Origin of the sequence: Pseudoxanthobacter sp. M-2 (assembly GCF_046156265.1) — a bacterium.
Taxonomy (GTDB): Bacteria; Pseudomonadota; Alphaproteobacteria; order Rhizobiales; family Segnochrobactraceae; genus CAMDHY01.
Genome location: NZ_JAWDIR010000011.1, coordinates 138,391 through 152,172 on the forward strand (window position 1 = coordinate 138,391; position 13,782 = coordinate 152,172).

The 13,782-nt window shown below is 70.7% G+C and carries 11 protein-coding genes; 4 read left to right on the forward strand and 7 right to left on the reverse strand.

Translation table 11 applies throughout. The features are described from left to right. The first annotated feature begins 106 nt into the window (after window positions 1-106). Entirely contained in the window at window positions 107-1,990 is a 1,884-nt protein-coding gene (locus tag RUR49_RS05720) for an ABC-F family ATP-binding cassette domain-containing protein (RefSeq protein WP_409145408.1), read from the forward strand. A 206-nt stretch (window positions 1,991-2,196) separates the two neighbouring features. On the opposite strand, the gene RUR49_RS05725 is transcribed toward RUR49_RS05720, so the two are convergent. Both RUR49_RS05725 and ade read right to left on the reverse strand, forming a co-directional pair. After that, the gene (locus RUR49_RS05725; RefSeq protein WP_409145409.1) at window positions 2,197-2,583 is read right to left on the reverse strand and encodes a hypothetical protein; all 387 of its coding nucleotides are present in this window, start codon (window positions 2,581-2,583) and stop codon (window positions 2,197-2,199) included. A gap of 132 nt (window positions 2,584-2,715) precedes the next feature. Then, entirely contained in the window at window positions 2,716-4,446 is a 1,731-nt protein-coding gene (ade, locus tag RUR49_RS05730; RefSeq protein WP_409145410.1) for an adenine deaminase, read from the reverse strand. Between the two features lie 151 nt (window positions 4,447-4,597). Here ade and RUR49_RS05735 point away from each other — a divergent pair, with 151 nt between their 5' ends. Further along, window positions 4,598-5,842: a GGDEF domain-containing protein gene (locus tag RUR49_RS05735; RefSeq protein WP_409145411.1), complete on the forward strand. Its 1,245-nt coding sequence runs from the start codon at window positions 4,598-4,600 to the stop codon at window positions 5,840-5,842. 22 nt (window positions 5,843-5,864) lie between these two features. On the opposite strand, the gene RUR49_RS05740 is transcribed toward RUR49_RS05735, so the two are convergent. From RUR49_RS05740 to RUR49_RS05760, 5 genes are all read right to left on the reverse strand, one after another. Further along, a complete protein-coding gene (locus RUR49_RS05740; RefSeq protein WP_409145412.1) occupies window positions 5,865-6,296 on the reverse strand; it encodes a VOC family protein in 432 nt (143 codons plus the stop codon). 197 nt (window positions 6,297-6,493) lie between these two features. After that, window positions 6,494-6,991: a hypothetical protein gene (locus RUR49_RS05745; protein WP_409145413.1), complete on the reverse strand. Its 498-nt coding sequence runs from the start codon at window positions 6,989-6,991 to the stop codon at window positions 6,494-6,496. Between the two features lie 145 nt (window positions 6,992-7,136). Continuing rightward, window positions 7,137-7,796: a TetR/AcrR family transcriptional regulator gene (locus tag RUR49_RS05750; RefSeq protein ID WP_409145414.1), complete on the reverse strand. Its 660-nt coding sequence runs from the start codon at window positions 7,794-7,796 to the stop codon at window positions 7,137-7,139. Next, window positions 7,793-11,218, reverse strand: a complete 3,426-nt coding sequence (locus tag RUR49_RS05755; protein ID WP_409145415.1) for an acyl-[ACP]--phospholipid O-acyltransferase — start codon at window positions 11,216-11,218, stop codon at window positions 7,793-7,795. The genes RUR49_RS05750 and RUR49_RS05755 overlap by 4 nt, the downstream gene beginning before the upstream one ends. 274 nt (window positions 11,219-11,492) lie before the next feature. Further along, a complete protein-coding gene (locus RUR49_RS05760; protein WP_409145416.1) occupies window positions 11,493-12,401 on the reverse strand; it encodes an SDR family oxidoreductase in 909 nt (302 codons plus the stop codon). Between the two features lie 78 nt (window positions 12,402-12,479). Between RUR49_RS05760 and RUR49_RS05765 the strand changes: the two genes are divergently transcribed. Then, window positions 12,480-13,316, forward strand: a complete 837-nt coding sequence (locus RUR49_RS05765) for a helix-turn-helix transcriptional regulator (RefSeq protein ID WP_409145417.1) — start codon at window positions 12,480-12,482, stop codon at window positions 13,314-13,316. Between the two features lie 132 nt (window positions 13,317-13,448). Beyond that, entirely contained in the window at window positions 13,449-13,769 is a 321-nt protein-coding gene (locus RUR49_RS05770) for a hypothetical protein (protein ID WP_409145418.1), read from the forward strand. Window positions 13,770-13,782 lie beyond the last annotated feature (13 nt).

Here is a 13,782-nt window from a genome sequence, read left to right on the forward strand (position 1 = left end):
CTGCGGCCACGCTCCGCCTTGCCACCGTGGCTCCGAGCGGGCATGACCCGCCGGCGTGCCGCCGTGTTGCGGCGCACCCTTTCCCGCCTGCGCCGCGAGTGTCCCGTTGTCGAAGCCCCCGATCCTCATCCTCAAGGACATCGCGCTGACCTTCGGCGGCACGCCGCTGATCGTCTCGGCCGAACTGTCTGCCTCGGCCGGGGATCGCATCTGCCTCGTCGGCCGCAACGGCTCGGGCAAGTCGACGCTGCTCAAGATCGCCGCCGGCCTGATCGAGATGGACGGCGGCAGCCGCTTCGTGCAGCCCGGCGCGACGCTGCGCTACCTTCCGCAGGAGCCGGACTTCTCGGGCTTCTCGACCGTCGAGGCCTACGTCGCCGCCGGCCTCGCGCCGGGCGACGACGCCCACCGCGCCCGCACGCTGCTCGAAGACCTCGGCCTCACCGGGGAGGAGGACCCGAAGCGCCTCTCCGGCGGCGAGGCGCGCCGCGCGGCGATCGCCCGCACGCTGGCGCCGGATCCCGACATCCTGCTCATCGACGAGCCGACCAACCATCTCGACATCGCGGCCATCGAGTGGCTGGAGACGACGCTCGGTCAGATGAAGGCGGCGATCGTCACCATCAGCCACGACCGGCGCTTCCTGTCGAACCTGTCGCGCGCCACCGTCTGGCTCGACCGCGGCCGCACCCGGCGCATCGAGCGCGGCTTCTCCGCCTTCGAGGCCTGGCGCGACGAGGCCTATGCCGAGGAGGAGACGCAGAAGCACAAGATCGACCGCAAGCTCGCCGCCGAGGCCGACTGGCTGCGCTACGGCGTCACCGCCCGGCGCAAGCGCAACGTCCGCCGCCTCGGCGACCTCTACGCGCTGCGCGAATCCCGCAAGGCTATGCGCGGCCCGACCGGCAAGGTCGAGGCGACGGCCTCCGAGGCGTCGTCGTCCGGCGCGATGGTGGTGGAGGCCGAGGGGCTGTCGAAGGCCTACGAGGGCCGGCCGATCGTCCGCGATCTCGCGATCCGCATCCGCCGCGGCGACCGGCTCGGCTTCGTCGGCCCGAACGGTGCCGGCAAGACGACGCTGATCAAGTTGCTCACCGGCCAGCTCGTGCCTGACGACGGCCGCATCAAGATCGGTACCAACCTCGAGATCGCGACGCTGGAACAGGGCCGCGACAGCCTCGACCCGGACAAGTCGCTGGCCGAGACGCTCACCGGCGGGCGCAGCGACAGCGTCATGGTGAACGGCGCGCCGCGCCACGTCGTCTCCTACATGACCGACTTCCTGTTCGCCCCCGAGCAGGCGCGCACGCCCGTCTCGGCGCTGTCCGGCGGCGAGCGCGGCCGCCTGACGCTCGCGCGGGCCCTGGCGCGACCCTCCAACCTCTTGGTGCTGGACGAGCCGACCAATGACCTCGACCTCGAGACGCTCGATGTGCTGGAGGACATCCTCGGCGGCTATGCGGGCACGGTGTTCCTCGTCAGCCACGACCGCGACTTCCTCGACCGCGTCGTCGGCTCGGTGATCGCGCCGGAGGGCGACGGCCGCTGGACCGAATACGCTGGCGGCTATTCCGACATGCTCGCCCAGCGTGGCGGCGACCTGACGCGGCGGAAGGTTGGCAAGGCGGGGCGGGGCGGTGGGCGCGACGGCGGCACCGACCTCGGCGACGGCACCTCAGCTGCCGCGGCATCGGACCCCGGCGCCGCCGCGTCCGCAGCCTCCGGGGCGGCGGGGGGCGCCAGATCGGCCAAGCGCCGCCTCACCTTCAACGAGCAGCACGCCCTGAAGACGCTGCCGCAGACGATCGCCAAGCTCGAGAAGGAGATCGCCGCCCATCGCAAGGTGCTGGAGGACGCCAACCTCTACACCCGCGACCGCGCCCGCTTCGACAAGGTGACCGCCGCCCTAACCACCGCCGAGACGGCGCTCGCCGAGGCGGAAGACCAGTGGCTGGCGCTTGAGATGCTGAAGGAAGAGCTGGCGGGGTAGGGGGCAAGAATGGCCCCCACGGGCGCGACGCGTCCTCCCCCTGCCAGGGGGGAGGACAGCCGGCGAAGCCGGCAGGTGGGGGCCTGTCAATCAGGTGCGCGACGCCGGCTGTCTCATTCCGGATTGACGCGCCCCACCCTGGCCGCTTCGCGGCCTGTCCCTCCCCCTGGCAGGGGAGGGACGCGCCGCATCCGCCACCGCCCCGCTCAAAACAGCCTGAAATTCCGGTAGTTGCTCACCCCGCACCCGGCGATCCCGATGAACACGATCTCCCGCCCCGTGCCGTCGATCGTGCCCACCTTCACCGGCGGCGAGCCGTCGGCGCACTCGAAGACGATCTCCGCGGCACCGCCGACATTCGCCGACAGCGCCCGGAAGCCGAAGCTCGCCGGCACCTCGATCACGTTGCCGCTGCCGACCTTCACCACCCCGCCCGGCGTCGGCTGCGAGATGACGAACACCATCGTCGGCCAGAACCACATGTAGACGAGGAAGGCGACGACTGCCGTCGCCAGCGTGATCAGGATGGCGCGCAGCGGCGGCCCCTCGGCCATCGGGTCGAAACGGTCTCTCGGGGCGAAGGGATCGCGCAACGCATACTCCAGGCGGTTGATGTCACTGCGGGGTGGCGGCGGATCCGGATCACGCTCGCCGCTTCGTGTTGCTCATACGCGGCGAACGGCGCCCACGGCGGCCTGCTGCCAGGCTGGTACGTCCGCCGCGCCTCAGCCGATCAACTCGAACCGATCCACATCCACCACCCCCATGTCGGTGATCTTCAGATGCGGGATCACCGGCAGCGGCAGGAAGGCGAGCGCCAGGAACGGTTCGGCGAGCGGGCAGCCCATGGCGCGCACCGCCGTGCGCAGGGCTTCGAGCCGCTCGCGCACCGTCTCGTAGTCCTCGAGCGACACCAGCCCCGCCATCGGCAGCGCCAGTTCGCCGACCACCTTCCCGTCCACCACCGCGACGAAGCCGCCGTGGAGGTCGATGATGCGGTTCACCGCCGCCGCCATGTCGGCGTCCGACGCGCCGACGACGCAGACATTGTGGCTATCGTGGCCGACGGAGGAGGCGAGCGCGCCGCGCTTGAAGCCGAAGCCGCGGACGAAGCCGCGGCCGATGTTGTCGTTGATGCCGTGGCGGGCGAGCACCGCCACCTTCAGCACATCCTCGTCCGGCGCCGGATGGCGCTCGCTATGATGGAAGGGCAGGTCCATCGACAGGTGGTCGGTGATGATCGAGCCCGGCCGCACGCCGATCACCGGTCCGCCGCCACCGGACGCCGGCACCCGGAAGGCCTCGGCCGTCACGGGCTTCAGCTTCATCGACGACAGCCCGACCGGCGCCGGGGCTGCGCCGCGCGCCGCGAACAGCTCCGGCGTCACGATCCGCCCGGCCGAGATCACCTGCCGCACGCGGCACTCTTCGAGGTTCTCGACCAGCACGATGTCCGCCCGCCGCCCCGGCGCGATCAGGCCGCGGTCGCGCAGGCCGAACGCCTGCGCCGCCGACCAGGTGGCGGCGCGGTAGGCGTGCAGCATCGGCGCGCCGTTCGCGATCACCGTGCGGATGACGTGGTCGATGTGGCCCTCCTCGTGGATGTCGAGGGGGTTGCGGTCGTCGGTGCAGAGGCTGCACAGGCACGAGCTCTCGACCGTGATCGCGGGCGCGAGGCGGGCGGCGTCCTTGGAGGCGGTGCCGTCGCGGATGAGGAGCTGCATGCCCTTCGACAGCTTCTCGCGCGCCTCGTCGAGCCGCGTCGTCTCGTGGCAGGTGCGCACGCCGGTCGAAAGATAGGCGTTGAGGTCGCGGCCGGTGACGAGGGGGGCGTGGCCGTCGATGTGGCGGTCCTGGAAGGCGGCGAGCTTGGCGAGGCAGCCGGGGTCCTTGTTGAGCACCCCCGGCACGTTCATGAACTCGGCGAGGCCGATCACCTTCGGGTGATCGCGGTAGGGAACGAGGTCCTCCGCCTCGAGACGCGCCCCGGAGGTCTCGAGTGCTGTGGAGGGCACGCAGGAGGAGAGCTGCACGCGCAGGTCCATCACCGTCCGCTCGGCTGAGGCGATGACATAGTCGAGCCCCTCGCGGCCGAGGACGTTGGCGATTTCGTGCGGGTCGCAGACCGCCGTCGTGGTGCCAGCCGGCAGGACGCAGCGGTCGAACTCGAAGGGCGTGACGAGCGTCGATTCGACGTGGACGTGGGTGTCGATGAAGCCCGGCACGGCGAAAAGCCCGCGCCCGTCCACCACCTGCCGGCCCTCGTAGGTCGCGTAGGTGCCGACGATGCGGTCGCCGGTGATGGCGATGTCGGTCTCGGTGATCTCGCCGGTGACGACGTTGAGGAGCCGCACGCCCTTGACGACGAGGTCGGCCGGCTCGCGCCCGAGGGCCTGGTCGATGCAGGCCTCCAGGAAGGGGATGTCGGTGCGGGTCGTCGCGGCTCGGGTCGTCATGGGGTCCTCCGTCGGGCGAGGGTGCCCCGTGGCGGCGGCGACGTCCAGCGGCCGCAGACGGTGCCCCGTCAAGGGACTTGCGGCGCACCCCGCGCCACCCGCTAATGAGCGGGGGGAGGTCCTGAAGGGAGCGAGCGGGTGGCTGGACGACGTGGTTGAAGACCTTCCCCCGGACGTCTGGTTCGATGCGGTGGCGGCGGCGCTGCTGCTCCTGTCGCCCGACGGTGCCACCGTGCTCGCCTGCAACGCCGCGGCCGGCGTCCTGCTCGGCGGACCCGATGCCCCCTGCCGGACGTCGCCGCCGGCGCCGCTCGCCCGCGTGCTGGGCCCGGAGGCGGCCGCCGCCGTCGCCGCCCATGTCGCCGGCCCGGCCGAAGCGCACGGCCAGTTCCTGCCGCTCCTGCGCACGGTCGGCGGGCCGCCCACGCCCATCGCCGTTGCCTGCCGGCCGCTCGGCTCGCTCTGGCTCGCCACCCTCGAGGCCCACGACCGCGCGACCGGCGTCGAGATCGAGGACGGCGTCTTCCGCCGCGTCGTCGACGCCATCCCGCTCGGCATCGACCTCTTCGACCGCGATTTCCGCGCCGTCTTCTGCAACGACTACGTCCTGAAGACGCTCGGCTACTGGGCGGCCAACACCGCCTCCGACTTCAACGACTGGTTCGCCTACGCCTATCCCGATCCCCTCTACCGCGCCGAGGCGGAGGCGACCTGGAACGCCGCCGTCGCGGCCGTCCGCGCCGGCGAGCCTTTGGTCGACCAGGGCGAGTGGTGGGTGCGCTGTGAGGACGGCCAGACGCGCCGCCTGCGCTTTATCCTGCAGCCCTTCGGCCGCTACAGCCTGCAGATCACCCTCGACATGACGGAGCGCTACCGCGCCGACGCCGACCTCATCCGCCTCGCCTTCTTCGACGAGCTGACCGGCGCCTCCACCCGCGTCCACTTCCGCGCCGAGGCGGAGAAGCTGCTGGCCGAGGCCCGCGCCGACGGGGTCCCGGTGACGCTGCTCGTCCTCGACGTCGATCACTTCAAGTCGGTGAACGACCGGCACGGTCACGGCGGTGGCGACACCGTGCTGCGGGAAGTGGTGACGCGCTGCCGGGCGGTGGTGGGCGAGGGGGGGCTCGTCGCGCGGCTCGGGGGCGACGAGTTCGTGCTGCTGCTGGCGCCGTCCGACGGGCGCTGTGGCATCGAGGTGGCCGGTGCCCTCCTCACCGCGGTGACCGGCGAGGCGATCGGCGTCGGCCCCCTCGCGGTGGCGGTGACGGCGAGCATCGGCGTCTTCGTCGGCGATCCGCGCGAGCATACGCTCGACGGCATGATGGAGCATGCCGACCGCGCCCTCTACGAGGCCAAGCAGGACGGCCGCGGCCGCGTCCGCGTCGCCGAGGTCTGACCCCGCCGCGTCCGGCGGAGCGTCAGTCCGGCGGCCCCTTCAGCTCGATGACGTTGCCCTCCGGATCGCGGACATAGAGCGAGGGACCCTCGCCCTCCGCCCCGTAGCGCGGGCCGGATTCCACCACCGCGACGCCGTGGCGGGCGAGGTGGGCGGTCAGCGCCGCCTCGTCGTAGGGCCGCACGCCGACGCAGACATGCTCGACATTGTGCCCGTCCGGCCCCGGCGCCGGTCCGCCGCGTCGGCCGAGCACGCCGTCGACGGTGACGAGGTCGATCAGCGCGGTGCCGGCGCGGATCTGCACGAGGCCGAGTTCCGGCTGCTCGCGCTCCACAGGACAGCCGAGCACGCCGCACCAGAAGCCGAGCATCCGCTCGACGTCGACGACGCGGAAGACGACATGGTCGAGCCCGGTGAGCGCGAAGGGCGGGGCAGGGGCGAGATCGGAACTCATACAGCACTCCCGGGGCCATTTTTTTCGCGCGGGGATGCGTCGGGGCCGCTTTCGCGAGCCCCGGTCGCTCGAGCCGGATGCCGTGGCCTCTGCGACAGGGACCCGGAACCCGTCAGTGCACTCGAATCTGCGGCCGACGGCAAGGGTTGTGTCTGCGGCCTCTGCTCGCGACGCGTGCCGTAACGGGGGCGTGGCGACTACAGTTTCTCCACCGTCCCCGTCAGCGTGCAGACAGCCTCGACGTCTCCAGCCTCGGCGAAGCGGAGGAACAGGACGAGAAGCTCGCCTTCCCTCACGACCACCTGAACGGGCCCGCCGACGACAGCGAACTCGCCCCCGCCGACAGCAGTCCGCGACAGCACCGGCAGGATCGCGAGGGCGGTTTCGTCATCCTGGCTCTGGTCCAGGATGGCGCCGAAGGCGGTTGCCGTGCCGTCCGCCTCCACCAGGCAGCTCATGTGGGTGAGGACCACCTGGCGGTTCCTCTTGCCTCTGACCGTGCCGACGCAGTTGGTCAGTTCGCTGCAATCCATGTCTTCCGCGATCGACAGGAAGGAGGTGCCTTTCGGCAAAGCCGCCGGCGTCGTCATCTCACCGCTTCTGAAAGGAAATCCGGTTTCAGCAGCCGATGCGACCATGGGAGCGCTGGCCGCGAGCGTCATGGAGATGAGAGTCGTAGCAAGAAACTGGGTCATTGATAGTTTTCCCCGGCTGTGCATGCGAGCTATTCGTCGATGCGTGACGTTGCGATGCAAGACGAATGCGGGGAAGGGGTGATGTCAATTCAACATCGATCAAGTATTGGTGCGGGGGGTGTGATCGCAGCCGGTCGATAACGTCTCAGCCGGCGGCGCGGGCCGGAGCCGCCTCCAGGCTCGCGGATGCACCCGCGCCGCCCGCGCCGACCACCCGCAGCACGGCCGCCGTGATCGTCCCGGTCCGCTCCGCAAGCCTTCCCTCCAGCCGGCCGTAGAGGTGGAAGACGGCCGGCTGCGCGACGGTGCCCAGCGCCAGCGCGGTGGCGAGCACGGGGTCCTGCGGCGGGATCTCGCCGGACGCGACCGCATCGACGAACACCCGCTCCAGCGCCGACACGACGTTGCCGGCGTCGTCCTGGCGGTCGACGAAGCGCAGGTGGTCGTGCTGGTTGAGCAGCAGGAAGCCGAACAGCGTCGGCTCCTCGTCGAACAGCCGGCAGAAGTGGCCGACGAGGGCTGAGACGCGGCCGGGAAAGTCCGGGATCGTGGCGCAGAGGGTTCCGATGTCGGCGGCGAGCCGCGCGTAGCCGTCGAGGAAGAGGCTGCGGGCGAGCGCCTCCTTCGAGGGGAAGTGGCGGTAGAGCGCCCCCTCGGCGATGCCGGCGGCGCGCGCGATGTCGCGCACCGAGGTGCCGTCGAAGCCCTTCTCGGCGAACAGCTGCAGCGCCGCCGAGGAGATGCGCTCGCGCGTCGGCCGCCCGTCGCGGCCGCGCTTCGGCGGCAGGTAGTAGTTCGGCGTCATTCGGCCGCCCCCGCCGCCGCCGTCGCGCCCGCGCCCGCCGCCTGCTCCTGCCGCTCTGCGGCGAGCCGGGTGATCGACACATAGTCGGTCTTGCCGGAGCCGAGCAGCGGCAGGTGCTCGACGACGATCACCTCGGCCGGGAACATCAGTTCGGCGGCGTGGGCGGCGCGGCCCGCCTCCAGCACCGCCGCGCGGGTGAGGCCGGGCTCGGTCGTCACCAGCACGATGCGCTCGCCCTTGCGCGGGTCGGGCAGCGCCACGGCGGCGTGCTTGTGCTCCGGGAAGGCCGCCTGCACGAAGCGCTCCACCGCCGAAAGCGACACCATCTCGCCCGCCACCTTGGCGAAGCGCTTCAGCCGGCCCTTGATGGCGACGAAGCCCTCCTCGTCGATCGCGACGATGTCGCCGGTGTCGTGCCAGCCCTCCGGCGGCGCCTCGAGGACGCCCGGCGACTCGACGCGCAGGTAGCCCAGCATGACGTTCGGCCCGCGCAGCATCAGCCGGCCGCCGACATCGACGCCGTCGACCGCGTCGAGACGATGCTCGAGCGCCGGCAAGAGCCGCCCGACGGTGCCGGCCTTGTTGAACATCGGCGTGTTCACCGCCACCACCGGCGAGGCCTCGGTGATGCCGTAGCCCTCGAGGATGCGCAGCCCGAAGCGCTCCGACCACACCTTGCGCGTCTCCGGCTTCACCGGCTCGGCACCGGCGACGACGAAGCGCAGCGAGCGGAAGTCGTAGGCGTTGGCCGAGCGGGCATAGCCGGTGAGGAAGGTGTCCGTCCCGAACAGCGCCGTGGCGTTGGTCGCGTAGACGAGCTCCGGGATGATCCGGTAGTGCAGCGGCGAGGGGTAGAGATAGGTCTTCACGCCCGAGACGAGCGGCAGCATCAGCCCGCCGGTCAGCCCGAACGAGTGGAACACCGGCAAAACGTTGAAGATGATGTCGGCCGGGCCGAAGTCGATGCGGGCGGCGACCTGTGCGCAGTTCGCCAGGATGTTGCGGTGGGAGAGCACGACGCCCTTCGGCGTGCCCTCCGAGCCGGAGGTGAACAGCACCACGGCCGGCGCATCCGGGTCGCCGCGCGGGATCGACCGGGCGCCCAGGAAGCCGCGCAGCTTCTGCATGGTGCCGATCCCGGCGCGCAGGTCCTCCAGCATGACGACCCGCACCGCCTGGCCGAGGGCGGCGATCTCCTTCTCGAGCCGCGCCTTCTCGACGAAGGCGCGCGACGAGTAGACGGTGCGCACCTCCGCCGCCTTGCAGGCGGCGACGAGGTTCGCCGGCCCGGCGGTGAAGTTCAGCATCGCCGGCACGCGGCCGATGCGCTGCAGCGCGAGCAGCACCACGGCGACGCCGGCCGAATTCGGCAGGAGGACGCCGACCTTTTCGCCGGCCACCGTCTCCGTGGCGAACTTCTGGGCGAGCACCGAGGTGCCGAGCAGGAGCTTCGAATAGGAAAGCTCGGCCCCCATCGGGTCCTGCACGGCGATGCGGCCCGTGCCGTACTTGGTCGCGGCGGCGGCGACCGCCTCCGGCAGGGTGCGGTCGATCGGGGTGGTGCGGAAGATCGCGTCCGCCATCTCGTCGGTCAGCGCCGAGCCGGCGGCGTGACGGCGACGGCGGCCGATCAGCGTCTGGTCGACCTCGAGCCGGCGGGAGGGGAGGATGGTCACCGTCACCTTCGGGAACCAGGCCTTGTTCGCCTGCTTGGTGCTGAGGTGGGAGAACGGCGTGCGCTCCAGCCCGTCGATGCGCACCGGCACCACCGGCGCCTCTGCCTTGTCGGCGATGAGGGCGGCACCGTCGTAGATCTTCATCAGGGAGCCGGTGACCGTGATGCGGCCTTCCGGGAAGATCACCAGGCTGTCGCCGGCCTTCACTTGGTTGATGAGGGCGCGCGTCGCCATCGGCTTGGTCGGATCGAGGGCGTAGGTGCGGGCGAGCTTCAGGAACGGCTTCACCCACCAGCGGGTGGCGATCGTCTTGTCGATGGCGAAGACCGGGTCGGTGTCGAGCAGCGCCATGACGAGCGGCGCGTCGAGGAAGCTCACGTGGTTGACGGCGACGACGGCGTTCGGACCGGCGTTGCGCAGGTGCTCCTCGCCGTGCACCTCGAGGCGGAAGGCGAAGCGGAAGATCAAAAGCACGATGTCGCGCAGGAAGCTGCCCGGCAGGATCTTCGCGATCACGACGGTGGCGACGAGGCAGGCGGCGCCGGTGAGCACGAACAGCGTCGCGGCGCCGAGGCCGGCGGCCTGCAGAGCGACGATGATCACCGTCGCGGCGACCATGAAGGCGGCGTTCAGCACGTTGTTGCCGGCGATGACGCGGGCGCGCTCGTCCTCGCCTGAGGTCGCCTGGATCCAGGCGAACACCGGCACGATCAGGAGGCCGCCGGCGGTGGCGAGGCCGACGAGGTCGAAGGCGGCGCGCAGGCCGCCCGGGGCCTGGAAGAAGGTGTCCCAGGTGACGCTGTTCGGGGGCGGAGCGGCACCCAACAGCATCAGCCCGAGATCGAGCCCGAAGACGCCCATCAGGACCGAGCCGATCGGTGCCAGCGACAGGATGATGCGGCCGCGCGAGACGCGGGCGGCGAGCAGCGAGCCGAAGGCGATGCCGACGACGAAGCAGGCGAGGAACAGCGTCGTGACGCTCTCGTCGCCGCCGACGTTCTCCTTCACCAGCGTCGGCAGCAGCGACAGGACGATGATGCCGACGGCCCAGAACCAGCTGACCACCAGCGCGCCGCGGAAGAGCTTCGGCTGCGCGTAGAGCTGCTTCAGGACCCGCAAGGTGCTGCGGGCGATGTTGGGGTCGATCTTGAGGTCAGGCGCGCGGCTGCCGGTGTGCGGGATGAAGGCCGCCGAGATCCAGCTGATCACCCCGAACCCGATCGTGATGACGGCGATCAGTTCGTGGTTCAGATGGTGGATGGCGAGGCCACCGCCGACGGTGCCGCCGAGGATGGCGAGGAAGGTGGCGGTCTCGACCAGGGCGTTGCCGGCGACGAGCTCGTCGCGGGAGAGGTGGTCGGGCAGGATGCCGTACTTGATCGGCCCGAACAGCGCGCCGAGGACGCCCATGCCCGTCAGCGCGGCGAGCAGGATGTTGACGTCGTGCAGCAGGAAGCCGACGCCGGCGATCGCCACCACGAAGATCTCGGCGAACTTCAGCCGCCGCGCCACCACCCCCTTGTCGAAGCGGTCGGCCATCTCGCCGCCGAGGCTCGAGAGCAGGAAGAACGGCAGCATGAACAGGCCGCCGGCGAGCGTCACCAGCACCGGGCCGTTCTCCAGCGCCAGCGTGTAGAGGATCAGCAGGGCGAGCGCGTTCTTGACGAAATTGTCGTTGAACGCACTGAAGAACTGGCACCAGAACAGCGGCACGAACCGCCGCGTCGTCATCAGCCGGCCGAACATCCGTCTCTCCTCCCGCACGCCCAGCACGAGTGTTGGCGTGAACGTTCACTCACATAAATGAGCGAGGGGACGGCGTCAACGGAGATTGGGGAGGGGAGCGGCGTGAATGTGTGCAGGGAAGAGTCAGGCCGTGGGGGGCGGGGCGGACGGGCGACTCCCCTGCGCCCGCCCTCTGCGCCGACCGAGGCGACACCGCTGCTCCTCTGGTACGCGCCGGCGGACGGGGGATCGCTCGCCCGTCGGCCCGATCGAAGCGCTTCGGGCTGCGACCTCGTCAGGCGGCCCGAGGCTCGGAGAAGTAGCCGGCGTCCCGGATGTCGGTCAGCAGGTCCGGGCCGGTGGGGCTCCAGCCGAGTTCGGACCGGGTACGGTCACTGGACGTCGGCTGGTCGATGGACGCGAAGCCATGGAACCAGCCGAAGTGATCGCGCGCTTCCTCGTCCGACAGCGACACGCACGGCACCGCGATGCCGCCCGCGATCGCCTCGGCGATCCGCCGGAACGGCACGCCCTGTTCGGCGACGGCGTGATAGGTGCCGCTGCCCGGGCCGCGCTCGATGGCGAGCCGGAAGGCGCGTGCGGCATCTCGCACGGCCACCGCCGGCCAGGCGTTGCCGCCCTCGCCGATATAGGCCGAACGGCCCGTCCGCCGGGCGATGTCGATGAGCATGGGCACGAAGCCGTGGTCGCCGGACCCGTGTACCGAGGGCGGCAGCCGCATGACGCTGGTCGGGATACCGCGGCCGGACAGCGCTTCCGCGGCCGCCTCGGACGCCCGGGGATAGGCGTCCGAGGGCGGGAAGCCGCGATCGGCTTCGACGGCGACCGTGCCCTGCGCATCCAGGAAGGCGACGCCCGCGGTGACGATCAGCGGCTTGCGCGTCCCCTCGATCGCCGCGCCGAGCGTCTCGATGGCGGCGCGGTCGATCGCGCAGGCTGCGGGAAAGCGCGAGAAATCATGCACGAACCCGGCGTGAATGATCGCATCTGACGTCTCCGCGCCGTCACGGAGGGTCTCGGGTGCCTCGAGGTCGCCCCGGAGGACGGCTGCACCCGCCTTTGCGAGCGTCGCCGCGCTTCCGTCGGACCGGGCCAACCCCAGCACCTCGTGCCCGTGCGCCAGCAGTTCTGCGACGACGGCCGTGCCGACAAAGCCGGTGGCACCCGTGACAAACACCTTCATGACCAGTCTCCTTCTTGCTCGGAAGGAGGATATCGGCGAAGCTCTATCCAGTTAAATTAGTGAGTTTATCCTGGTATAATGACTGACAGGCCGGACCCTCTCGACGACGGCAACCGCTTCGGCGCGTTCCTGCGCGACCGCCGTCAGCGGCTGGATGCGGCCGCCCTCGGATTTGGCGGCCGCCGGCGGACTCCGGGTCTTCGGCGCGAGGAAGTCGCGCAGCGCGCCCACATCAGCACGACCTGGTACACTTGGCTCGAGCAGGGCCGCGGCGGCGCCCCGTCGCCGCGCGTGCTCGACAGCCTCGCCGAAGCGCTGATGATGACCGAGGCGGAGCGGGAGCATCTGTTCCTGGTCGCCATCGGGCGCCCGCCGAAGGCCCATGCACCGGGGCGCGAGGGCATCTCGCCGCGGTTGCAGCGGCTACTCGACGCCATGACGATGATCCCGGCGACGGTGGCGACGTCCGCCTGGGACATCGTCGCCTGGAACCGCGCGGCGACGCTCACGCTCACCGACTACGAGGCGCTGCCGCCCGGCGAGCGGAACATCCTCCGTCGGATGTTCCTCGACCCGGCGACACGTGCGGCGCAGAGCGACTGGGAGAGCGTCGCCCGCTTCCTGGTCGCGACCTTCCGGGCGGAAACGGCGCGCGCGGGCGAGACCGAGCGGTCGGCGGCGCTCCTCGCCGAACTCAACGCGAGGAGCGCCGAGTTCGCCCGCCTGTGGACGGACAACGACGTCCGCACGACGGGGGAGGGGGCGAAGACGATCCGGCACGCCAAGGTCGGCGAGATCACCTTCGAGTTCTCCTCCTTCGCCATCGACGGCCGGCCGGACCTCAAGCTGATGGTCTACAATCCCGCCGAGGCGGTGGACGCGGAGAAGATGCGCCGGCTGTGTGGCGGCTCCTGACAGCGTCCCCGCGACAGGGCCGGCCGGAGGATTGCTGCCTTGTCCGCGGCGCCGATCCGCCTGCAAAACCGGCCGACCGGATAGCCATGCGCTCTTGACGGGCGCCGGCGCGTCCGCGACAGCATCGCGGCAATGGAGAGACACCTCAGACTGATCGAAGACCTCGCGACGACCGGTGCAGGGACGATGAAGTGTCACGGCAGCTCGATGCTGCCCATTCTGGAAAATCCGTCGACCTGCACCTATGAGCGTCAGGACGCCTATGCCGTCGGCGACATCGTCTTCTGCAAGGTGAACGGCCGCTTCATCGACGCTCACAAGATCGTCAAGGTCGGAGCGGACGGGCGCTATCTCATCGCCAACAACCGCGGCCACGAGAACGGCTGGACGCGCACCGTCTACGGCCGGGTCGTCGAGGCGGCAGGTGCATCCGGCATCCGGCACTTCCGCTAGCAGCCGTCTGAGC